The sequence below is a fragment of the Paenibacillus sp. 2TAB26 genome (assembly GCF_052115145.1).
Classification (GTDB): Bacteria; Bacillota; Bacilli; order Paenibacillales; family Paenibacillaceae; genus Pristimantibacillus.
Map to the genome: position 1 here is coordinate 141,678 of NZ_JBFRGC010000007.1, position 22,730 is coordinate 164,407.

Sequence of the window (22,730 nt, forward strand, 5' to 3'; positions counted from 1 at the left end):
TACCAGAAAGAACGAGGGCACCCGCAAAGGTGCCCTTTATTTTTGAATGCTTATAAAATCGGTATAGTAATGCTGTGACATCATTGCTCTACAGCTAAGCCCTTTTCTTTGAAGACAGCACTTTATGTATAAAATGCTTAGGCGGAATTTGGCTTGGTGATTGTTTATTGGAATCGTTAGAATGAATGATTAATGCTAGCAGCGCAACGTTTATGGAAGTAGCTGTAGCCTGCGAAACGAGGTAGACATTTTCCCAGTTTGGAGCGAATTTATTTTTATATTCATAAAGCCCCTTGAAGTTATACAGCTTGTTCCCATACTTATAGAGAAGCTTGATGATGTGCGAATCAGTAACGTTAGCAAGCGGAGCCATGCCTAAGCTGCAAACATCATAGGCTTGTTCTTTGGCCCAAAGGAATAGGGAAACAAATAGAACATCCATTGTGCCATGCGGACATGCTTTTGTATAACGCATGAGATCCACCGTTAATCGCCGAAAAACAGATTCTTCTTCCATTGTATTAATAAATGGCTGATGATCCCCTGCAATGGTGACAAACGCTTCATAATTTCCGTCAGGCCCAACAAGCACCGCGACTGGAAAACGCATGACATACTCCTTTGCGAAAGAGCCTACAGAAAAGCTTTTTTCTTTCCGATTACCCAGCCATTCATCTGAAATGTCTTGAAGACGATGGAGGAATGAGTCGGAATATGGCGGGTGCAGAACATCGAAGGTAAACCCGGAGCGTCCAAATTTATTCATGCGATTTCGCAGCTTAAGCCATTGCTTTCCATTCAGTTGAAAGGTAGATAAGTCGACCTGTGCTTCTTCACCGATTTTGGAGCATCGCAGCCCAAGCTTCTCATACAGCGATAGAAATGAGGATTTTGCTTGATAGAACACGGGTATTTGCTTATTTTCAGTGCAGTCCGCTACAAACTGCTCAATAACGCGCCTAGTAAACCGTGGGTTTCCAACAGGGTCGCCAAGTACAATTCTTCTATTTAAGGCTGTGCGGTACACGATCAAAGCCTCGTAATCGGAATCCCAGAACCATTCTTTATCACCAAGGTAGTATAAATGCGTGTGTGAGTTATTGCCGTATCTTTCAAGCAGTTTTGTCAGACGTTCTTCAGAATGGATATCAATCATGGTGAAGCCTCCAAGTAAGCAGTCTCTGGGAGCCAGCTGAAATAATATTTGTCTTCCTATTAAACAGAGATTATAGTTAAAAATTATACCAGTAATACCTATGTTTTAGGTTTTTTTCTTGCGAATATAACGAATGTGGAGGAAGTTTTCATGAAAAAAGCATTGGTCGTAATCGATGTACAGGAAGCCTTTTTTTCGTTGCCGGAAAATTATCTTCACAAAAAAGAAGAGTTGGTAGCGCGGATCAATGAGTGGATTACGGCCGCGCGGGAGGGTAATGTCCCAATCGTTTTTATCCAGCATACGGATTATGACAACGCAGATGATGAATTTTATGTAGATTCATCGGATTGGAAGCTGCATCATGGACTCGACATAAGGGCTGAAGACACAGTGATTCGCAAAACAAGCTGGGATTCGTTCTATGATACCGAACTGGCATCTACGTTGGAGGAAATGTCGATAGAGCAGCTTATTTTTGCTGGAGCACAAACGGAGTTTTGTTTGGACACCACCATTCGGGCAGCGTACAGCCGTGGTTACAAGAACAATATTTTAGCAAAAAACAGCCATAGTACATTAGATAACACCGTCCTGACTGCACCAAAAATCATCGAACATCATGAGAAGGTTTGGAATAGAAGATTTGTTACTATTCTTGATGTGAATGAAGTGACATTTTAGGAGTTTAGGCTTGCAGGACAGCAAGAAAGGGACCGCTCAAGGCGGTCCCTTTCCATTTGTTAAGACGATTATCCAGAGCGTTTATATAAATAGGGTGAAACGATAAATGATTTATTATGAAATGGAAATTGATTAAATAATGAATGCCACCATTCGCAGCCTAGATCGTTTGAAACCGTAAATAGTTGTGTGTTGATTTCATCTGTTTGCTGTGAAGAAAGCTGGACATGATGAGCCCAGGTATCCAGCAATTCATCCAGCATTAGCTCGACATCCGAAGGCAGCTTCAAATCTGACTCGTAATCGCTCATCCATTTCCCTTCCTTCCTACAGCCTTTTCTTTGGGCAGCATACCAAGCGCTTCGGCAAGCTGACGGCGTGCCAGCAGTATTTTATAGCGAACGGTGCCTGAAGGCAGCCCAAGCGCTGCGCCAATTTCACCGCTTTTCATGCCGCCAACAGCCTTCATGAGCAGTATAGAACGAAGCTCCTCGGGCAATTCTCGGATGGCTGACTCAAGCTCGTGAAACTGCTCACGGCCAGCCAACAATTGTGATAGGTCACCATTCGGACTTGGAAAGCTATACAGCTGGATTTTGGATACAGCTTGTTTATAGCTCTGCGATTTCCGATAATAATCCTTTACCCGATTGGCAGCAATCGAAAATATCCAATACAAATGCTGATCCTCGGGTATACTTTCGACGACATCTTTGCGGTTCCAGATTTTCATGAATACGTCCTGCAGCAGGTCGGAGGCCGTTTCTTTACTTTCTGTTCGTCCGAGCAGATAAGAATAGATTTGCCTTGAATGTGTACGATACAATTGCTGAAACAAAGCCTCTGCGTTTATCGGCATAGCTTGTTTCTCATTCATCATCTCTTGTTTTGATCGTTCCTGTTTTTGAAATAGCAAGGTACTGGAGTAGAGGCACAATAGCCTTCGAAGCTGTTATATCGCCAATGACTACAATCTCGGAAACTTTACTTTTAATTAATTCAAGTTGCACATCATCATCCATTTCGAAATTTCCAATCAGCACCATACACATTTTTTCCTCGACAAATTCAAAGAAGCTGTTGGAGAACGTGTCATCTCCTAGAAATAACCGCACATTGGAGGATGTATTGGAATAATAAATGATTTGACCGAGCATGCGCGATATGGAGCTTCCTAATACGACTTCGCTCCCCTTAGGCAGGATCAGCTGTCCAGCTAAAATGACATCTTGAAACCCGATCTTCTCCACCGGCGAAGTGATGACCGCTTGCCCCGCAATGACGACGATATCCTCGGGAGCGCCATTGCTGTTGGCAAAAAACTCGCCTCCCAATGAAACTTGCCCGGACAAGATTTTCACTTTGCCTGCCGTAGAAGGGACTAAACAAACGCAGCCAATATTTTGCTGGGGTATGCGATTCAAAGCACTAGATAGCGATTCTGGGGCAATTATAATACCAATGTTGCTAATGGAGGTTACATTAGCTAGATCCTCAGCTTTCACTCCAGTCAAATCGAGAAGACCCATATTCTCCAAAGCTCTTTCTTGAACATTAGCTTGCTGTACGTTTTCCATACGCTTCACGCTCCCATCATTTTCTAATTACACTAAATATAACGTATGACATTTAAAAGTGTTGGGAGAAAACAAAATAAGTTAATTCATTGCATCTTTAACGTTGCTTCGTTATCGTAGCATTAAGAGCGGTACATTAATGATACGTGTTAGGAGATTCGGGAAATGAAAAAAAAGATCTTGATTGTTGAAGATGATATTCATATATCCAAAATTATTAAAATGAATCTCAACCTTGTGAACTACGATACGGCGGAGGTTTATGACGGCTTGGCGGCGCTGGAGCTGCTTCAGCGGGAAAAGGTTGATCTTATATTGCTGGATGTGATGATCCCGCATTTGGATGGATTTGCGCTGATGGAACGAATTAAGCCGTATCAGATACCGGTTATTTTTTTGACGGCCAAAAACTCTGTCTACGATAAAGTGAATGGATTAAAACTGGGAGCCGATGATTACATGGTTAAGCCTTTTGAGGCCATCGAGCTGCTTGCCCGCATAGAGACGGTATTGCGAAGATACGGCAAAGAAGAAAGTGTATTACAATTTCAATCTATTGCAGTCAATATGGATAAACGAGAGGTAACCAGTCAAGGGGAAGTTGTCGAGCTGACGCCGAAGGAATATGAACTGCTTGTTGTTTTGCTGAAAAATAAGAACATTGCCCTCTCGAGAGAGCAGTTTATTAGTAAGGTATGGGGCGGCGACTATTATGGCGAGACGAGAACGGTCGATATGCATATTAAATCACTGCGCAAGAAGCTAGAGCTGCAGGATCACATCAAGACGATTTATAAACTCGGTTATCGGCTGGAGGATTAAGAGAATGAAATTTTGGCAAAAAATTTATATCTTCTCTATTCTGGTCTTCATTATTATTTTTAACGCTGCCTCTATTATGGTGATCGAGCGGAGCCATAATCGAATGCTTAAGCAGGAAATCAACAACGCTTTAAGCCAGAACATGAGCATTCATTCCAGCGTCGATGCGATTGTACCCATCCTTCGAATCTATGACTCCATTGATTACGAAAAAACGGTATTAACGAGAATTGCTAATGAATTTGTTGGTAAAAATAATGAGCAGCTCGTTTATTTGGAGATTAGGGACGAGCAACATCGGTCAGTCTTTAACAATACCGATTTCCAAATCCCAAAGCAGCGTGAGGAACTGGACAAGCTGGCCGTAGACAAAATTAGTTATATTTTGCGGGATATCGATCAGCGAACGATACTGTTCACATCAAATATTGCGAATATAAACCATAAGAGCTATGTGTTCACCTATATGATCGATGTTACTTCTGTGTACCAGGACCGCGTAGATCAATATCAGTTTTTTGCAAAAGTAGATGTGGCAGCCTGCATCCTCTATATGCTGATTATGTTTTTTGTAAGCCGAGGGCTGACGAGGTCAATTGATCGCCTTAGCCAGACCGCGCAGGTTATTGCACAAGGCGATTTCTCGGAGCGCGTCCGGATAAAATCAAAGGATGAAATCGGCATGCTGGCTCAAAATTTTAACGATATGGCTGCTGTTGTTGAGGATAAAATTACGATTCTCGAACGAAATAATGAAGAGAAACAGCGGTTCATTAACAATTTTACACATGAATTGAAGACGCCTTTGACTTCCATTATTGCCTACGCCAATTTTATGAGGACAACCAAATATAACGAGGAAATGTTCATGGATAGTTTGAATGTCATTTATTCGGAAGGAAAGCGTCTAGAGTCGTTGTCATTGAAGCTCATGAACCTGATTTTGCTGCAGGAGGACGATTTCCAGATGGAGCTGCACGATTTAGGGGCGATTTTTGCTGAAATAAAGCCGACGCTTCGTGTGATGGCGAGCGAGAAGCATGTGGGAATGATCGTGGAATGCGAACCGTGCGAGCTGCTGGTGGAGAAGGATTTGATAAAGGTGTTGATCTCCAATCTTGTAGATAATGCGCTGAAAGCTTCAGCTCCGCAGCAAACCATCATCCTGCGCGCTCTGTGGCGCGGAGATCAATATATTTTGCAGGTACAGGACGAGGGCATTGGGATTGCCAAAGAACATCAGGATAAAATATTTGAACCTTTTTATATGGCGGACAAGTCTAGAACAAGAAGCAGCAACGGAGCAGGTCTAGGGCTTGCGATATGTCAAAGTATTGCAGGCGTACATCATGCTGCAATCCATATTGCAAGCAATGAAAACCAGGGCACAACCGTAGAAGTTGTGTTCACTCCGGGTCATCCGAAAGGCGGGATTAAGGAATGAACAAGCTCATTCTGGTTATGGTGCTCGCAGCGCTTGCAATCATTTCGACGGGGTGTGGCAACGTATTGGATAGGACCCCCAAAAACACGGTAATGGTTAAAAAAATAACGAAAGAAACGGGCAGCAACGATGTGGAATACGAGGGTGTTCTGTCCCAAGAGGCGGTGAAGACGCTTAGTTTGAATGCAGTCAACAAGTATTTGGAAAAGAGTCTATCGATCGATGAGCTGCAATTCGAGCTGGTGGCTATTGACCAGCATAAATTTAGAGAGCTGCTAAATGAAGCGGAGTATGGAGTTGACCCCAGACCGGAAAGGGCGCAGGTAATTGAACAGGGCGCTGAGGCCAAGCTGGATTATCAAACCGAACTGGATGACATTTCTGGCGGCTTGTATTATATAACGCTCACTAGATTGTCTGATCCTAATGAAGTGTATGACATCGTGCTGAACGCCAAAGACGGTGATGTGATTAAACTTTCCGAGGTAGGCGTCGTGCGGGCCCCTTCCTCCAGCAGTCAAAGTGAACAAGAGAAAATCATTGCTCTCGCAAATGCGTTTATCGATAAAAAAGGAAGCTACCCCTTATCTGAATTGTCGCTGAATGAGGACATTACCCGCTGGGACAGCGTTGTGGAATTGTATTATACGAGCAAGGATGATAAGAAGTTGAAATATTGTGTCACGGTGAATGTGAGGCAAAATAAGGTTGTCGGGTTTAGCAAGGACGTTATGGCATTGTTAAGCTACTATTCCAGACTGTAAATAGAATGAGACGAAGAGAGCCAATTGCATGTGCAATTGGCTTTTTTGTATTTTTATATTTTACAACTTCAATACAACTCTATCTCACTTATCATATATCCAGTCACTATACTGATGAAGTAATGCCTCGGAACGATAGAACTGCAAGCAGTAGACAATGATAGCAATTGAAAGGAAGAGAACCTATGAAAAAGRCATTGTTCATCTTGTTGACGATAATGATGATGGTTGTATCTGCATGCAGCTCTGCTGCAGGCGGAAATTCAGGAGGTACGCAGACAAAGAGCGAGGGGCAGACCAGTACAAATCCGCCTAAGGAAGAAACGGTTGAACCGAAAAACAGCAATGAGAAAAAAACAATTGTGTTCTCGACTTTTTTTCAGAACGATTTTTTTGTAGAAGCCAAAAAGAAATATGAAGACAAGCATCCCAATATCACCATTGATCTCAAATACATCGATACAGAGGATGCGGATTTAGAGGTCAATTTGGAGAAGTTTATCAAAACGACAGGTACGGCTTTGTTGTCCGGTAAAGGGCCTGACCTGATTGAGATGGACCAGCTGCCATCAGGGGATTATATAAAAAAACAGCTTTTGGTTAATATGAGTGAGCTGATCGATAAGGATCCAACTTTTAAGAAGGAACAGTATTTCGGCAATATTTTGGACGGAATGAAAGTGAACGGAGGATTATATGGGATGCCGCTTGGCTTCTTTATTTATGGTCTATTCGGCAATAATACGTTGATCGAGAAAAGCGGCGTTAAGATTGACGACAGCCATTGGAACTGGACTCAGTTTATAGAAACGGCTAGAGAACTCGTCAAGCATACAGATGAGAATCAATCGGTATTAGGCACAACTGAGCCAGAATATATGATTACGCAGCTGGTTAATGATCAATATGGGACGTTTGTGGATAAAGAGAGCGGAAAGGCTAATTTTGACTCTGCTGCCTTTACTGATTTGCTGAAAGAAGTAAAATCCGTGTTCGATGACAAAATCATGAGTGGAGATAAAGGTTTTCCTATATTTAGAGACACCCAAATTAACTCGCCTGACGATTATATTCGTGAGGTAAAACAAAGCGAGTTTTTGACAGGGGGTCTATCCCACAAGACAAAACTATACTTAAAGCCGATCGCAAGCGGTCAGCAGGCAGGCGGCTCCTTCAGAACGTATCAAACGCTGGGCATAAACGCAAAGTCTTCTGTAAAAGAGGAGGCATGGGATTTCTTGAAATTTATGCACTCTGATGAAATGCAGCATCGAGCAGGCAGTGCCGGCTTCCCACTCAGTAAAGCTTCATACAGCAGGGTCGTCCAGGACGTTTTAAAAAAAGGGACGGTTGAGTCTATTCAACCGATCGGACCGATGAAGGGCAAAGTGTTTGAAATTACCCAAAAGGATATTGACGATCTAGATAAATTCCTTACTGGGGCCAAATATTCGGTTCAGTTCAACAATACTCATATTGATGACATTGTAAGAGAAGAGTCCTTAGCTTACTTCACCGGACAAAAAACGCCTGAAGCCGTGGCAAAGCTAATTCAAAATAGAGTGACGACTGTTTTAAATGAATAGGAAAAGCATCAAAAGTGTTCTGATCAGGCTGCTGCGCAAGGATGGTGCTGCGGCAGCCTGCTTTTTGGCACCGAGCCTGATTGGTTTTTCCTTATTTTATCTTGTCCCGTTTGCCATGGGATTTGTATATTCATTTCAGGATAGTACCGTTAACGGTTCATTTGTTGGTTTGGACAATTACAAGGATTTGCAGGCCAGCGCATCCTTTCGGAAAGCGGCAGCCAATACATTTCTGTTCACTGGCGTTAGTGTACCGCTCATTATCGCTTTGTCTTTGTTGTTTGCGCATTTGCTGAATCAAAAGCTGTTTATTCGAAATTGGCTGCAGACCGCCTTTGTACTGCCGCTTGTCGTGCCTGTCGCCTCTATTGTGATGATATGGCAAATCATGTTCGACTGGAATGGGACATTGAATGCTTGGATGCAGAGCTTGCATCTGGATCGAATAGATTGGATGAAGTCGGAGTGGTCAATCGGTGTGCTCGCCATCGTATATACGTGGAAAAACATCGGGTATAACATCATATTATTTTTGGCGGGGCTTCAAAGCATCCCTAAAGACTATTATGAGACGGCGGATATTGAGGGAGCGGGCATTTTTCATAAATGGATTCATATTACGCTCGTTTATTTGACTCCGACCCTGTTTTTTGTCGTCCTTATCTCTATTATTAATTCGTTTAAAGTGTTTCGTGAAACGTATCTGATCGCAGGCAATTATCCTCATGACCGCATCTATATGCTGCAGCATTACATGAATAATATGTTTTTATCCCTTGATGTACAGAAGCTGACAGCCGCTGCAGTTCTAATGGTAGGCTGTATTCTTGCTTTTGTAATGGTCATGCTTTCCATCGAAAAGCGTTTTCGGAATTCCATGGATGGGTGAAAAGGTGGTGAAAGGATTGCCATTATTAAAGAAGCTTGTGTTGTCAGTTATCATGGGGGGGCTTGCTGCGGCAATGCTATTCCCCATTGTTGTTACATTTTCCAACTCATTCATGACAGAGACCGAAATTGACTATAACTATAATCTCATTGGCAAGATGGTTAATATTGCGGCAGGGGAAAAAGACGGATATATCAATCTAAAGCTGATCCCAGATTGGGTATCATTCGGTCAATATGCGGAGGTATTGGTTCATAAACCGATGTTTCTCCATATGTTTTGGAATTCCGTGTTTTTGGTCGTACCCATTATTGTACTGCAAGTGATAATCGCGTCTCTAGCCGCTTATGCATTTGCCAAGCTGCGGTTTTGGGGGAGGGATAAGCTGTTTGTCGTATATTTGATGACTATGCTTATGCCGTTTCAAGTGACGTTAGTGCCCAATTATATTATTGCGGATAAGCTGGGGCTGATGAATACAGCTTCCGCTATTATACTGCCGGGGATTTTCAGCGCTTTTGGCGTGTTTATGCTTAGGCAGTTCATGATGCATATTCCATATACGTATGTTGAAGCCGCCAAAATAGATGGGGCAGGGCATGCAACTATTTTTTATCAAATTATTGTACCGCTCGTCAAGCCGGGAATCGCCGCTTTAATTGTTTTGTTATTTGTTGATAATTGGAACATGGTTGAGCAGCCGCTTATATTTCTTGAGGACACATTCAAGCAGCCGTTGTCACTCTATTTATCGCGTATTAGCGAGGGTGCAAGGGGCGTTGCTTTTGCTGCCTCCGTTTTGTATATGACTCCGATGGTGCTGTTATTTTTATATGCAGAGTCTTACTTTGTTGAGGGTGTTCAGCTATCGGGAATTAAAGGTTAGCCCATTCACGGAGGGATTTTAATGGAATTACAACTAGCTGGCCAAGCAGTGCCTGGACGCAAAAGAAAAATTCGCCTTCTGTTTGGCTTGTTTATGGGGCTGTTAATCGGATTTACGCTGTTTAGCAATACGCTAATGTCCTTAACTTTACCCAAGGTCGTGTTAGTTACGCCAAACCGTGGTGAACTTAATCATACCTTTCAAGGCAGCGGCATTGTGAAGTGGCGGGTGCAAATGGCTTTGTCAGGTGAGCCCGGGATGAGGGTAAACAAAGTGAATGTTAAGGAAGGGGAACCCGTTAAGAAAGGGCTGGTATTGATTGTTTATGACCAAAAGGCTGCAAAAAATCAAATACTAGACGAGCAGGCCGCTCTTAGCAAGCTGCAGCTTCTCAATACAGGGCTGCAGCAAAGCTATGTCGAAGCCTCGCAAAGCGGGGATGAGAAGAGCGTCGAAAGCGCCAAACATGCGCTGAAGGTAAACGAGATTGATACGGATATGCAGCAGCGGAGAATTCAGAAGCTGCAGGAGAATTTGGCAGAAACGAGCACATTGGTTGCCCCTTTTGACGGAATTGTAACCAAGGTTGGCGCAGTCGAGGGTGTGGCTTCATCCGAAGGAGGGCCTGCTGTCACGATTGCCAACACAAGCCTTGGCTTTGAATTTGAATTTCTAGTTCCTGAGGCTGCAGCGGCCCCGCTGAAAAAAGGAGCGAAGCTTGATGTTCAATTGAGCGGCATGCAGGCTAGACAAATCGAGGGCAGCCTAGTGGAAATTCAAGATACTGATACTCTTAGTCCAGCAGGGGAAGGCGGGAGCACAGCCTCGCATACGGCAATGAAGAAATTGCTTGTTGCGATAAAGGATAATCAATTGCAGGGAGGAGAGCGTGCCGAGGTTATGCTGACTCAGAAGACAGATGATGCCATTCTGGTATCGAATAAAGCGATTCACGATGAGGGAGACAAAAAATATGTATTTGCCATGGAGGAGAGGAGTGGACCATTAGGCAACGCATTTTATGTGCGCAAAGTGTACATTACAGTCGTTGATTCAAATGATACACAATCTGCCGTTACAGATGGGCTGTTCGAGCAGCAGTCCATTGTATTCGAGAGCGGAGATCCGCTTCAGGATGGCGACAAGGTTCGCGTTCACTAGAACGGTGTCCTATAAATGTTATATGGTTTGTCCGCTGTCCACAGTTATTATTTGACCTGTCATGTGGAATACGGATTAGAGCCGGCTTTGGTGCCTGAGATTGTCTAAGAAGGAGCTTTACTCCATGTAAAAGGGGTATGGTTCTTTTTTTAGGTTCAATTTCATCCTTCCATATTTTAATACCGAGTTAACTGATATACTATTCCTATTAGATAAGACTCCTAAAATGGTAATTTCTATTATAAACAGCAGGTTCGCTGCGAACCTTAAAAATTATGTTCTACCAATCGCAACAGGTATACGGAGGAACTTTCATTGATTGTAAGTACAAAACTTCACATCCCCCATGTGCGTAACTCTTTAGTACCAAGACCACGGCTAATACATATGCTTAATGCGGGAATGGAAGCTAAGTTGACGCTTATTTCTGCGCAGGCTGGATACGGGAAAACGACAGCTTTAAGTGAATGGGTGCGGCAATGCGATGCAGCTGTTGCCTGGATTTCACTCGACAAGCAGGATAATGATTGGATTCAGTTTTGGAAATATGTCATAGCTTCTATTCAGGAAAAAATTACCGGATTTGGCTCCACAGTAGGGGTGCTGCTCGAAAAAGGTTCATCGACTTCGACGGAGCTTGCCATTATAGCGCTGCTTAATGAGCTCAGCCAATTAACCAGCGAGCTTGTCATCATTCTTGACGACTATCACGTTATTGAACTTTCCTCTATAAACCATTCCATGGCCTATTTGCTCGAACATCTGCCTTCTCAGATTCATCTCTATATCGCAAGCCGTACCGAGTTGACGATACCTACCGCCAGACTGCTGGCAAAAGGTGATTTACACCGAATCGTCATCGACGATTTGCGTTTTAAGCTGGAGGAAGGCGTTCTTTTTTTTCGGGATACGACTGATTTATCATTGTCTAAAGAACAAGTGACGGAGCTGTTCCATCAGACAGAAGGGTGGATCAGCGGCTTGCAGCTTGCAGCAATCTCTCTGAAGCGAAGTGATAACATAGCTGCGACCATTCAACAATTTAAGGGTCAGCAGCATCATATATCCGATTATTTATTGGAAGAAGTATTTCAGCATCAATCGGCATCCATACGCACTTTTTTATTGGAAACCTCTATTTTAAGTCGGATGAATCATTCATTGTGCGAGGCTGTAACGGGCCACCCGAATAGTCAGGAGCAATTGGAGAGATTAGTGCAGCTGAATTTGTTTGTTATCCCGTTGGATGATCAGAGAAATTGGTATAGGTACCATCATCTGCTTTCAGATTTTTTGCAACAAATATTGTTTCGAACAGACTCGGAAAAGTGGATGCAAGTACATAATCAAGCAGCTGCTTGGCTGGAGCATCATGGCTTTGACGAAGAAGCAGTAGACCATTACTTAGAGGGAAAGCAGATAGAGGAAGCTGTCCGTTTAATAGAGAAAAATTTGCATAAGTTAGTGCATTCGAAAACGGTTTTGTTAGTTAAGTGGGTATCGCTTTTACCGGAAAACGCTTTTGCAGAGAAACCAATGATTGATTTATTGTATATTTCGGTCTTACTAGGAATCGGAGAATGGCAAGCCGCCTTCATAAGAATTGGGGAAGTAGAAACTCGCCTACAAGCGCTGCAGGGAAAGATGAGCGAAGTGGAATGGCGCCAGGTCATGGGCAATATCTACTTTTTTTATTCTATTTCCTCGTATCTTCAAAAGGACTTGGAGCGACTGTCGACATACCTCGAGTTGGTAGAGAAATATGTGCCGGAAGGCAGCTTTTTTCAAACGATGGGGCGTAACAGACATCAAGCATATGATATATTTGATGATCATTTGGCGCATATCAATGATCTTCAAGCCGTAGACACATTCCTCTTGGAATGGATTAACGTTTGGGAGAATAAAAAAGAATATCCCTTTATCGGTTTTTTATACGCTTCCTATAGCAAATTGCTATACGAGTGGAATCGATTGGACGAGGCAGAGCTATATGTAAATAAGGCTATTGAGCGTAGGGACATCGTGCCATATGCCCGGATTATGATTCCAAATTATATAAGTGCTTCGAGAATTCAGCAAGCCAAAGGAATTCCAATCCGTGCATCAGAGCTGCTCATTCAGTTGACACGACAAATTGACTCACCTGATTTCGAATTATTTATGTTGGGCATAGAAGCGGAACAAGCTCGTTTATCACTGCAGCAAGGTTCGCCCCAAGCTGCTTTTGATTGGATGCAAAGATGTGGTCTGGCACATACGGATGAGGTTCCATTGTCTCGAATGGCAGAGTATCTATCTTTGGCCAGAGTGCTTGCAGCGTGTGAGCGGATAGAAGAAGCGCTTTTCTTATTGGAACAGATGTATCGTATAGTAGAGAAGAAGGATCGTCTCCGCGATCAAATTAAAGTTTTAATTATGCAAAGCGTGATGCATCAACGTTTGGGTCATACTGAGGCTGCCAGGAAACAGTTGGAGAAGGCATTACACTTAGGGCAACCAGAGGGGTATGTACGCAGCTTTATCGATGAAGGACCTATAGTAGCTGAACTGCTGACTGCTTATATGAAGGGAAAGCGAGAAAAAGTTTTATCCGCTCCTCCCATGGTTTCACTGGAGTATGTTAGACAGTTGCTTCAAGCATTTACTGTCATACAAGTAGAGGACAAATCGCACAAAGTCCTGCTAACCGAACAAGAGACAAAGGTTTTATTGTTGATTGGGGACGGATTGTCAAACAAGGAAATCGCCGTTAGCCTGAATATTACTGCTGAAACCGTAAAGTTCCATATAAAAAATGTGTATAGAAAGTTTGGAGTAAACAATCGGGTGCAGGCGTTGCAGCATGCCAAACAATTAATGCTAATCGTATAATAGCCCCCTTTTTCTTACACATACCTCCCCATTCGGGGAGTTTTTTTTTTGAAAATATAGTCTTATAGTTAGAGGGACCATTAGGAGATTCGACATAAAAAGATAATCTACAACAATAAATTAGTATAAAAGGGGGATAAAAGCTATAAGTCTAAAATGAATAAAGCAGAAATCGGGGAAATAATTAGTAGTTCGTCATACTTAGGAACTAGATTTAAATGTTTGTACTGCGGCCTTATCTTTATAGTTGTGAAATACCTAGAATCACTAAAGTCTATCCATAGGAGAGTTAAAAAAGCGATGTTTAAAAAAAGAATATCAGGCTCGATGCGAGTATTGTTAAAAGGTTATATGGTTCGTTTACTATTGGGCTTAATGGTTTTTTCATTGTTTTCGTCGTCTCTTGCGTTGCCTGCATTTGCAGATGCGCCAAACGTTGGCCCAGACGGCAGTGCGGGTTGGACATATTGTGCGGATGAGCGTACTACATGCGGCTTTGAAGGAACAAAAGAAGTACGATACTGGGGTAATGATGGTAGTTATAGCTTTAATACAAAAATTGCGACTAACAGTATAGCTTGTTCAAATGACGTATTCGGTGATCCTGCTGCAGGAACCCCCAAAAAGTGTTATTACCGTAACCTTCAGCTTGATTCTGGGGAAATGACCAAAGTGGTTAGTAATTACAATAAGACATTAACGGTTACGTTTAACGTATATGCGAAACAAGCTGGCACTTTAGAGGATTTGAAAAGCAAGATTACCATTAAAAAAACAAGTGACGGCGACTTTACAGCTCTTGATGCAGACGATACCGTTACGAACGCAACATCTAGCACGCTTCAAATCAATTTTAAAGACAATCTAGTTGGTGCGGCAAACGCCATAAAGATTGATGCAGGGGCTTTTTTGGATAGCGATAACACGCCTTACGGTTTGCCGTTAGAAATTACGGCTATCATGTTCACCCCGCCCACAGTTATAGCGGACACGACGGATAACAATAATGCGAATGATATTGAGCTTACGTTCGCTGACGATTCGGAGTGGCGCCAAGCGATCACGGCGGTGAAGGATGGATCTGCCACTCTCGCTATGGGAACGGAATATACGGTCAATAACGGGAAAATCACGATAAAAGCCGGCGTCCTGGCAAAAGGCAATCATAATATCAACATATCCGCGTCTGGCTTTCCAGACGTAGGGGTAAGCCAGCTTGTTAGAAAGCTGTATCCAGGAGCAGGAGCGGGTACAATAAGTGATCCATATCTCATAGAAACCTCTGATCATCTTAATGAGGTTAGAAATAATATGGATAGCGGCACTTATTACAAGCTCGTAGCAAACATTAATTTAAACGGTTTCGCAAACTGGGAGCCGATAGGAAATGATATTGAGCCGTTTAAAGGATATATAGACGGCAGCGGATATCCAATTTCAAATTTAAAAATCGATACTAATTACGCTGGAAACAAAGGATTATTTGGTTCTGTGAATGCAGAGGGCACCCTTACAAATATGGTATTGGAAGATGTTAATATAATTGGTCAAAGCAGCAACGTAGGAGGGCTGGCTGGTACTAATTATGGAAAAATTAGCAACAGCAGCGTTACAGGAACGGTACAAGGTTCTACCGCTGTAGGAGGCTTGGTTGGCTATAGTGAAAATGGAACCATACAAAACAGCATGGCGGCGGTAAATGTAAGCGGGGTCTTTTATATTGGCGGATTGGTTGGTTTTCGTCAATACGGGTCCATTAGCAACAGCTACGCGACAGGTAGTGTGAGCGGAGCAAGTTATGTTGGCGGCTTGATTGGTGTCGCTCAATTTGGCTCAGTAAGCAATAGCTACGCAACAGGATCTGTGTCGGGGAGTTCTTTAGTAGGTGGCTTGAATGGTAATGTAGCTTATGATTCAACCAATAACAGCTACTACGACAGTCAAACCACTCACCAAGGAGATACAGGAGGAGGTATTGGGAAATCAACCGCTGAAATGCAAACGAAATCTCATTTTAACAGCTGGAATTTCAATACGGAGTGGTATATTCTCCCGGGAAAATATCCTCAATTATGGGCGTTTGTAGCCTTGGCTCAAGGAACGGACGGCGGTTCAACCAAATTAATCCGCGTTGCAGAGGGGATGGAATATTCATTTGACGGCAGCACTTATATTCCAATTACCGGCATGGAAGCGGATAACCTTATTGCAGATGCGGGAGATAAAGTCTTTATTCGTGCAGCAGCAGATATATTGAGCACAAAAACATTGACGGTTTCTCTAGCGAATATTAAGTCGGGTAGTGCACCTACAACGTCGGCATTGACCGCTGGGACAAGTGCGGGAACAACAAAGCTAACTGGCGTGACGAGTGCAATGGAATATAAAGTGGGCTCTGGATCGTACTCGGCAATAACGGGTATAAGCATGGACAATATTGTTGTCAATGCAGGAGAAAAGATTTCCGTTCGATTAGCGGCTGTGATGACACAACCTGCATCACTTGACCAAACGTTAACGGTAACACGCGAAAACATCAAGTCTGCGGCGGCACCGACAACGGGCACTTTGGAACCAGGAACGATTGGTGAGACAACCAAGTTAAATGGTATTACCTCAGCGATGGAGTATAAAGTCAACAATAATTTGTATGAGAGAATTTCTGAAACAAGCATCGATAATATTGCTGTTAAGGAAAATGATACGATCTCCGTTCGTATAACGGCAACAGCTCTGCAACCGGAGTCTGAGCCGCAAATACTGACCGTGCAGTCAAATGTAAGAAATCCGAAGAGTGCTGATGCATCGCTTAGCGAGCTTACGTTAGGCGGAGTGACGCTTAGTCCAACGTTTGATAGTGAAACAATGGAATATACATCAAATGTAGCTAACAACGTGACGAGCACGTCAGTTACGGCAATCAAGGGAACTGCAACAGCTACGATTATAGCAGCTGATTTAGGTGTGAAACAGTTATCGGTAGGAGAGAATGTGATTACAGTGCATGTAACAGCGGAAGACGGCATTACGAAAAATGAATATACCGTCACCGTAACGCGAGCATTAAGCTCAGACGCAACGTTAAGCACGTTGACGTTAAGCGGCGTCACACTCAGCGAGGCGTTTGCCAGCGATACATTAACGTACACGGCAAATGCGGCTAATCACGTGACGAGTACGACAGTTGCAGCAAGCAAGAGCAATGCAGCAGCAACGATTACAGCATCCGATCTAGGTTTGAAACAGTTATCGGTAGGAGAGAATGTGATCACCGTTCATGTAACAGCAGAAGACGGCAGCACACAATACTATACGGTCATCGTAACGCGAGCTACAAGCCCAGATGCAACGCTAAGTGCATTGACGTTAAGCGGCGTGACACTCAGTCCGTCATTTGCTAGCGGTACATTAACGTACACGGCAAATGTGGCTAATCACGTGACGAGCACGACAGTTGCGGCAAGCAAGAGCGATGCAACAGCAACGATTACAGCATCCGATCTAGGTTTGAAGCAGTTATCGGTAGGAGAGAATGTGATCACCGTACATGTAACAGCGGAAGATGGCAGTACAAACAGTTATACGGTCACCGTAACGCGTGCTAAAAATTCAGATGCAACGCTAAGTGCATTGACGTTAAGCGGCGTGACACTCAGTCCGGCATTTGCCAGCGGTACATTAACGTACACCGCAAATGTAGCTAACGACGTGACGAGCACGACAGTTGCGGCAAGCAAGAGTACTGCAACAGCTGCGATTACAGCAGCCGATCTAGGGTTGAAACAGCTGACGGTAGGAGAGAATGTGATCACCGTACATGTAACAGCGGAAGACGGCAGTACAAACAGTTATACGGTCACCGTAACACGTGCAGCAAGCTCAAATGCAAGGTTAAGCTCATTGACACTAAGCGGCGTTTCATTTAGCCCAACGTTTGACAGCGAAACTTTGGAGTATACAGCAGATGTAGCTAACGACGTGATGAGCACGACAGTTGCGGCAATCGAAAGTGATGCAACAGCAACGATTACAGCATCCAATCTAGGTTCGAAACAGCTTTCAGTAGGTGAAAACACCATCACTGTGCAAGTCACAGCAGAGGACGGCAGTACAAAAAAATACACCGTTATCGTAACGCGTGCGCAAAGCTCAGATGCAACTCTCAGCGAACTGACATTAAACGGCGTGACACTCAGTCCGAAGTTTGTAAATGGTACATTCGCTTATACCGGGAATGTAGCCTATAGCGTGACGAGTACAACAATTACAGCTACTAAGAGTGCTGCAACAGCTACGATTAATGAAACAGATTTAGGTTTCAAACAGCTTTCAGTAGGAGAGAACACATTCATCGTTCACGTAACAGCCGAAGACGGTGTTACAAAGAAGCAATACAATATCATTGTTACACGTGCAAAAGAGGTTGTATCTGGTGGAGGTGGTTTGCCGGTACCTACACCATCGCCAACACCAACTCCGGTACCTACGCCAAAACAGATACCATCACCAACACCAACGATTAGCTTAGTTGATATCTCCAGACACTGGGCTGAAGATAACATCAAACAGGCGATTAGTAATGGAATCGTGACAGGTTATCCGGACGGTACATTTAGGCCTAACCATACCGTGACACGTGGAGAATTTGCAGTCATGCTGATGAATTTGTTGAAGCCGCAAGAAGCGGGAGCGGAACTGTCATTCACAGATACAACAAAGATTCCAGCTTGGGCGCAGAAGGCAATCGCACAAGCGGTACAGGAAGGTATTATTAATGGCTATGAGGACGGTACTTTCCGTCCAAATGCAGAAATTACACGCGCAGAGATGGCAGTTATACTAGCTAAAGCTTTGGGTCAGTCTACGGAAGCCAATGCTGCTACAAGCTTCGCGGATGATAATGATATTCCTGCGTGGGCGAGAGCTAGCGTTGCTTACGTAAAACAAGCGGGCATAGTAAAGGGGAAGGGTAATAATGAATTCGCCCCTCAAGACCATGCCACAAGAGCTGAAGCTGTAACCGTTTTGCTGAATATACTGGCAAGTCGGAATAAGTGAATAAGTGCATCCTAGAGTCTGAAACTTGGAATTTTTATTAAAGGATGGAGTTATATGCCTCACTACTATTTTAATGAAATTTGGACACCTTTTAAAATCATAGGTATTCGTCTATATCGCGATGATGATAGGGACGTATGGATCAAGTTCTGGAACGCGAAAAGGCGCCGAGTCATTCGAGCAGGATAGATACCTGCATTAAACTTAAAACAGCAGCCCTTATCAATAGGGCTGCTGTTTCAGTCTTTTCAGCTGCATCGATTGGCTATTAAACTTGGCCGGGGAGCATGCTCTTCACGGAGAAAGAGCAGTCGTTATTTTGCTGTTGTTGACCGGAGTTATTGTTTGGTTTTTATTTTTTTAGAACGGGCTCATCCCGATTGTATTGACTTTCTCGCCAGTTATACTGATGCCCATTCTTGTCGTAATGTCACGGTAATGACCAACACGGCGACCGACTCGGTAGTCCGTCTCGTCTTTGTTTCCTTCAAAGTTGCCGTTAATAATCATAATGGTTACACCAAACCCAGCAGGTGTTAACCCTTTGGCAATGTCTGATGCAGATGGTGTCCAGTTGCCGACCATTACATCATGTGCAGAAGGTTTCGGCGGTTGTGGAGTCATCCAAAATAAGATAGCTGTCATAAAGCCTAGCTTGCCGTCGTTTACGATTAATTCAGGTTGTTGGAGCAATGTGTTCTGATTTCCATAAATAATTCCGCTAATAAGTCCGTAATTGTAGTTCCAGCTAAGCTGAATCGGTCCACGTCCGTGATACGACTTGCCTGGAACTGGAGGGAATTCGGCATGGCTTTGAATGTATCCTGTGTTTGTGGAATTAATATAAGCGACTTCTTCATTCCAAAATAGTCCCCAGCTCAGCTCGCCGCCAGGTGCTGTCGCCCAGCCTCCGCCTGTTTCATGCGCAATATTGGCGAGGAAAGCTGCCAGCTCGCGCTTGCGGTTTACAGTGGAACCTTCTTTAATAAATGTGCCAAAATCAACCGTTTTAGAGATGACCGGTACGTTCAAATTCCATGAAGCGTTGAAATCTGCATTTTGAGAAATGAGTGTTTCTGTTTTCGTTGTTTTGTTCAAGCGGAATACACGGTTGTTCCATGTAGCACCTTGGCGGTATTCAAGCTTGTACTTAATGTTTGCAACGTCTGTTACTGCAGCGATTAGGTTGTCATAAGAATAATAGTCGACTTGACCAGGTTTATAATACGTTTTGCTAGCAGCGAAAGTGTGCCATGCAGGTGTACCAATACGCATCGGGAACAGTGCTTCATATTCTGTTTTTGGCAGTGCGGCTTGTACGGCTGCCGCTGCGTTTGCTGGTGAATATTGAGGATCAATTCCGCCCCATTGTGCTGTAATTTGTTCATCGGTTAGAACGCGGCTTTGTCCGACATTTAGTTCGGCAAGAGAGGTTTTTACGGTGATGGCCGTACTTGCTGTTGTGTTGCTGGAGCTGTCTTTTGAGGATACAGAGTAGATATACGAAGTGTCAGGCTGCAAGCCAGTATCGGTGTAAGTTAATGTGGAGGCGTTTGTGGAACCAACTTTTGTAGTGCCGCGGTAAATATCGTAACCAGTTACAGCAATGTTGTCTGTTGCAGCATTCCAAGTTAATGTGACTGAATTAGCGGTTTTTCCTGGCGAGGCAAGATTCGTTGGAGCTGTAGGAGGAGTTGGATCTTGGTTGCCCCCGCCCGTACCTGGCTCAAGCAGCAGCCATGGTGAGCTCGATGGAGCGCCAGCACCGGGTACATCGCCTTGTGTCCACCATTTGGCTCGATAGTTGTTGTTATTGTAGCTCACTTCATCGCCGGTTAAATACACTTGGGTGGACACCCACGGTGAGGCCGTTAATGCAGCTTGCTGCTGAGCAGCATTGGCGGACACGGTTTTTGACACCGCTTCCAATTGAGCCAATAATAACAAAGTGGATAATACAATGACGCTTATGCGGATGAGCTTTCTGCTTATCAGTTTGCGTTTCATAGACATCCTCCTAAACTATTTTGTTAATTTCAACAACAAGTATATAATCTTCCAAAAATTTAATATATAGACGGTAATAACTATATTATTTTGTTTGTTCGTGTCGATTGTTACAACATTCGAACTATTTTTAGGGATAAATTTATGAGATATTAATATTTTTATGTAAAATAATACAAAAATACCCCAGTGCAATTGTACTGGGGCTTTGATCGATTTATTCGGTGTCTGGTGCAGCGATAGAAAGGCCAAGCCAAGGTCCTAGGGTAGACCTTGTGCTATCTGCCGTATAGAAGCGGTCAAAAAGTAAGCTCAGGCTATTGCCAGATAACCCCCTAGTTTCGTTGATAATCATTAACGAAAAGACTTGCTCTAAATTGAGCAAGTCACAAACCGTCGCATATTAAAGCGACAAAGAGGCTGATTTTTTTTATAAGCTATTAATATAGGGTAAACTTTCCTTTATAAAGATTAGAAGAGCCGTCGGATCTTGTGTTGTCCTTCACTTTAGCTGAACCGCCTACTGCGTTTACGATGTACCCGACCCCGTCCAAATGGACACTATTGTTTTTGAAATCATTATTGGTGCCAGTTGGATAGCTTGAGCCGTGGGTGCGATTCTGGAACGCATCGACTACGCTGCTGTTGCCATTGCGGCTGCCAGTATTGTTGTAGATCTTGGAGTTAACCCCTTCACGTCAATAAAGCTGTCCGCTGAGTTTGCCCCGGAAATTCCAGTGCCGTTAAATGTGCAATATTCCACGAGAGTTCCATCAGCACCCTCTTTAATATCGATATGCTCAGCTGTTATTCCAGGGCCGAAAGTGGTGTATCTTATAGTATTGCCAATGACCGTGTGCTCGTAAGCAGCACTTTCATCCGATCCTACATAAGCGCCTTCGCCGTATCCCGCTTGATATTTTCCAGTATCATAATTGTTGGCGTTATCCAGTGTATTGTAGGAGCTGCCGTCCCTGAAATGAACGCCTTCGTCGCCACATTGTATATTTCGGCCTTGAAGATGAAGTTGTAGTTCCCATTGTCGATCATGATCCCCTTTTGTGCTCTTGTTACTTTAATATCGTGAATTTCCCAATAGTCGCCTGTTAGATGAATGCCGTAAGAACCATCATTGGTAGCGGGTCCTTGCAATATAGGGGGATTTGCTGGGTCACAACCCTTCAAAATGATGCGGCTGCCGGAAGTGCCGCTAGCGCCCGAATAGAAAACACCAGTTGGAACGCCGTTAGCATCCAATCTAGGATCACCGCTTGCAGCTCGAATACCTGAGTAGGTTCCTGGCGCAATCGTGATTATTGTACCTGCGCTCGCATTGATCATCGCACCTTGAATGGCAGCTGCGGAGGTTAATGCGCCGGAACAAGCTGCTATCCCTCCGGACTGTGTAGTTGCGCTGACGGTATTGCTCGAAACCGATTGATTGCCTGCCGCATCCTTTGCTTTTACGTAATAGCTGTAAGTTGTCGATCCGGACAAGCCAGTATCACTGGCTGTAGTTGCTGCTACCGATTTGAGAAAACTGCCGCCGCGGTAGATGTCATATCCAGTCACGCCCAGATTATCCGAGGAAGCGTTTCAGCTCAAGTTAATTTGACTGCTCGAAGCAACGGAGGCGCCCAAACCAGTTGGTGCAGTCGGTGAGGAGCTTTAGGCGTAACGCCTAAGAAGTATCGGGCTGAGGTGTTTGGTGAGGGGCAGCTTTAAGAAAATTTGCAAGAATTTAATAAAAAATAAAAAAAATAATGTAACATTATGTTATTGTGGAAAATATATCAAAAATAAAATTAAAAGGAGGGGGAAG

General features: G+C 43.7%; 17 protein-coding genes. 11 read left to right on the top strand and 6 right to left on the bottom strand.

Features of this window, described 5'->3' with window-relative positions; translation table 11 throughout:
* Positions 1-94: 94 nt before the first annotated feature.
* The gene (locus AB4Z50_RS09470) at positions 95-1,156 is read right to left on the bottom strand and encodes a phosphatidylglycerol lysyltransferase domain-containing protein (RefSeq protein WP_441878253.1); all 1,062 of its coding nucleotides are present in this window, start codon (positions 1,154-1,156) and stop codon (positions 95-97) included.
* A gap of 150 nt (positions 1,157-1,306) precedes the next feature.
* Between AB4Z50_RS09470 and AB4Z50_RS09475 the strand changes: the two genes are divergently transcribed.
* Entirely contained in the window at positions 1,307-1,840 is a 534-nt protein-coding gene (locus AB4Z50_RS09475; RefSeq protein ID WP_441878255.1) for a cysteine hydrolase family protein, read from the top strand.
* Between the two features lie 68 nt (positions 1,841-1,908).
* Here the strand turns inward: AB4Z50_RS09475 and AB4Z50_RS09480 are convergent, their stop codons facing one another.
* From AB4Z50_RS09480 to AB4Z50_RS09490, 3 genes are read right to left on the bottom strand one after another with little or no spacing between them, the layout of a single operon-like run.
* Positions 1,909-2,151, bottom strand: a complete 243-nt coding sequence (locus tag AB4Z50_RS09480) for a hypothetical protein (protein ID WP_441878257.1) — start codon at positions 2,149-2,151, stop codon at positions 1,909-1,911.
* The gene (locus AB4Z50_RS09485) at positions 2,148-2,717 is read right to left on the bottom strand and encodes an RNA polymerase sigma factor (RefSeq protein ID WP_441878259.1); all 570 of its coding nucleotides are present in this window, start codon (positions 2,715-2,717) and stop codon (positions 2,148-2,150) included. Before AB4Z50_RS09485 ends, AB4Z50_RS09480 begins: the two co-directional genes overlap by 4 nt.
* Entirely contained in the window at positions 2,710-3,417 is a 708-nt protein-coding gene (locus AB4Z50_RS09490; RefSeq protein WP_441878261.1) for a hypothetical protein, read from the bottom strand. Before AB4Z50_RS09490 ends, AB4Z50_RS09485 begins: the two co-directional genes overlap by 8 nt.
* A gap of 165 nt (positions 3,418-3,582) precedes the next feature.
* Between AB4Z50_RS09490 and AB4Z50_RS09495 the strand changes: the two genes are divergently transcribed.
* From AB4Z50_RS09495 to AB4Z50_RS09535, 9 genes are all read left to right on the top strand, one after another.
* A complete protein-coding gene (locus AB4Z50_RS09495) occupies positions 3,583-4,239 on the top strand; it encodes a response regulator transcription factor (RefSeq protein WP_339205700.1) in 657 nt (218 codons plus the stop codon).
* Positions 4,240-4,243: 4 nt separating this feature from the next.
* Entirely contained in the window at positions 4,244-5,683 is a 1,440-nt protein-coding gene (locus tag AB4Z50_RS09500; protein WP_441878263.1) for an ATP-binding protein, read from the top strand.
* Positions 5,680-6,447 carry a hypothetical protein gene (locus tag AB4Z50_RS09505; RefSeq protein ID WP_441878265.1) on the top strand — a complete coding sequence of 256 codons (768 nt, stop codon included), beginning with the start codon at positions 5,680-5,682 and terminating at the stop codon, positions 6,445-6,447. The genes AB4Z50_RS09500 and AB4Z50_RS09505 overlap by 4 nt, the downstream gene beginning before the upstream one ends.
* A 185-nt stretch (positions 6,448-6,632) precedes the next feature.
* Positions 6,633-8,033, top strand: a complete 1,401-nt coding sequence (locus AB4Z50_RS09510; protein ID WP_441878267.1) for an ABC transporter substrate-binding protein — start codon at positions 6,633-6,635, stop codon at positions 8,031-8,033.
* Positions 8,026-8,922: a carbohydrate ABC transporter permease gene (locus AB4Z50_RS09515; RefSeq protein ID WP_441878269.1), complete on the top strand. Its 897-nt coding sequence runs from the start codon at positions 8,026-8,028 to the stop codon at positions 8,920-8,922. Before AB4Z50_RS09510 ends, AB4Z50_RS09515 begins: the two co-directional genes overlap by 8 nt.
* 52 nt (positions 8,923-8,974) lie before the next feature.
* Positions 8,975-9,808 carry a carbohydrate ABC transporter permease gene (locus tag AB4Z50_RS09520; protein ID WP_441878486.1) on the top strand — a complete coding sequence of 278 codons (834 nt, stop codon included), beginning with the start codon at positions 8,975-8,977 and terminating at the stop codon, positions 9,806-9,808.
* Positions 9,809-9,829: 21 nt separating this feature from the next.
* Complete coding sequence (locus tag AB4Z50_RS09525) at positions 9,830-10,969, top strand: efflux RND transporter periplasmic adaptor subunit (protein WP_441878271.1); 1,140 nt, start codon at positions 9,830-9,832, stop codon at positions 10,967-10,969.
* Positions 10,970-11,371: 402 nt separating this feature from the next.
* Complete coding sequence (locus AB4Z50_RS09530) at positions 11,372-13,843, top strand: LuxR C-terminal-related transcriptional regulator (RefSeq protein ID WP_441878273.1); 2,472 nt, start codon at positions 11,372-11,374, stop codon at positions 13,841-13,843.
* Positions 13,844-14,143: 300 nt separating this feature from the next.
* A complete protein-coding gene (locus AB4Z50_RS09535; protein ID WP_441878275.1) occupies positions 14,144-18,901 on the top strand; it encodes a cadherin-like beta sandwich domain-containing protein in 4,758 nt (1,585 codons plus the stop codon).
* Positions 18,902-19,261: 360 nt separating this feature from the next.
* Here the strand turns inward: AB4Z50_RS09535 and AB4Z50_RS09540 are convergent, their stop codons facing one another.
* Positions 19,262-20,908 (bottom strand): glycoside hydrolase family 19 protein, encoded by a 1,647-nt coding sequence (locus AB4Z50_RS09540; RefSeq protein ID WP_441878277.1) that lies wholly within the window; start codon positions 20,906-20,908, stop codon positions 19,262-19,264.
* A gap of 608 nt (positions 20,909-21,516) precedes the next feature.
* Between AB4Z50_RS09540 and AB4Z50_RS09545 the strand changes: the two genes are divergently transcribed.
* Positions 21,517-21,774: a hypothetical protein gene (locus AB4Z50_RS09545; RefSeq protein ID WP_441878279.1), complete on the top strand. Its 258-nt coding sequence runs from the start codon at positions 21,517-21,519 to the stop codon at positions 21,772-21,774.
* 19 nt (positions 21,775-21,793) lie between these two features.
* On the opposite strand, the gene AB4Z50_RS09550 is transcribed toward AB4Z50_RS09545, so the two are convergent.
* A complete protein-coding gene (locus tag AB4Z50_RS09550) occupies positions 21,794-22,480 on the bottom strand; it encodes a hypothetical protein (RefSeq protein ID WP_441878281.1) in 687 nt (228 codons plus the stop codon).
* Between the last annotated feature and the right edge of the window lie 250 nt (positions 22,481-22,730).

Excerpts from the sequence above, each read along its gene's own strand:
- AB4Z50_RS09485 (WP_441878259.1), bottom strand. The coding sequence starts at position 2,717 with ATGAATGAGAAACAAGCTATGCCGATAAACGCAGAGGCTTTGTTTCAG.
- AB4Z50_RS09470 (WP_441878253.1), bottom strand. The coding sequence starts at position 1,156 with ATGATTGATATCCATTCTGAAGAACGTCTGACAAAACTGCTTGAAAGA.
- AB4Z50_RS09540 (WP_441878277.1), bottom strand. The coding sequence starts at position 20,908 with ATGAAACGCAAACTGATAAGCAGAAAGCTCATCCGCATAAGCGTCATT.
- AB4Z50_RS09505 (WP_441878265.1), top strand. The coding sequence starts at position 5,680 with ATGAACAAGCTCATTCTGGTTATGGTGCTCGCAGCGCTTGCAATCATT.
- AB4Z50_RS09500 (WP_441878263.1), top strand. The coding sequence starts at position 4,244 with ATGAAATTTTGGCAAAAAATTTATATCTTCTCTATTCTGGTCTTCATT.
- AB4Z50_RS09495 (WP_339205700.1), top strand. The coding sequence starts at position 3,583 with ATGAAAAAAAAGATCTTGATTGTTGAAGATGATATTCATATATCCAAA.
- AB4Z50_RS09480 (WP_441878257.1), bottom strand. The coding sequence starts at position 2,151 with ATGAGCGATTACGAGTCAGATTTGAAGCTGCCTTCGGATGTCGAGCTA.
- AB4Z50_RS09525 (WP_441878271.1), top strand. The coding sequence starts at position 9,830 with ATGGAATTACAACTAGCTGGCCAAGCAGTGCCTGGACGCAAAAGAAAA.
- AB4Z50_RS09535 (WP_441878275.1), top strand. The coding sequence starts at position 14,144 with ATGTTTAAAAAAAGAATATCAGGCTCGATGCGAGTATTGTTAAAAGGT.
- AB4Z50_RS09520 (WP_441878486.1), top strand. The coding sequence starts at position 8,975 with ATGGGGGGGCTTGCTGCGGCAATGCTATTCCCCATTGTTGTTACATTT.
- AB4Z50_RS09530 (WP_441878273.1), top strand. The coding sequence starts at position 11,372 with ATGGAAGCTAAGTTGACGCTTATTTCTGCGCAGGCTGGATACGGGAAA.
- AB4Z50_RS09515 (WP_441878269.1), top strand. The coding sequence starts at position 8,026 with ATGAATAGGAAAAGCATCAAAAGTGTTCTGATCAGGCTGCTGCGCAAG.
- AB4Z50_RS09490 (WP_441878261.1), bottom strand. The coding sequence starts at position 3,417 with ATGGAAAACGTACAGCAAGCTAATGTTCAAGAAAGAGCTTTGGAGAAT.
- AB4Z50_RS09475 (WP_441878255.1), top strand. The coding sequence starts at position 1,307 with ATGAAAAAAGCATTGGTCGTAATCGATGTACAGGAAGCCTTTTTTTCG.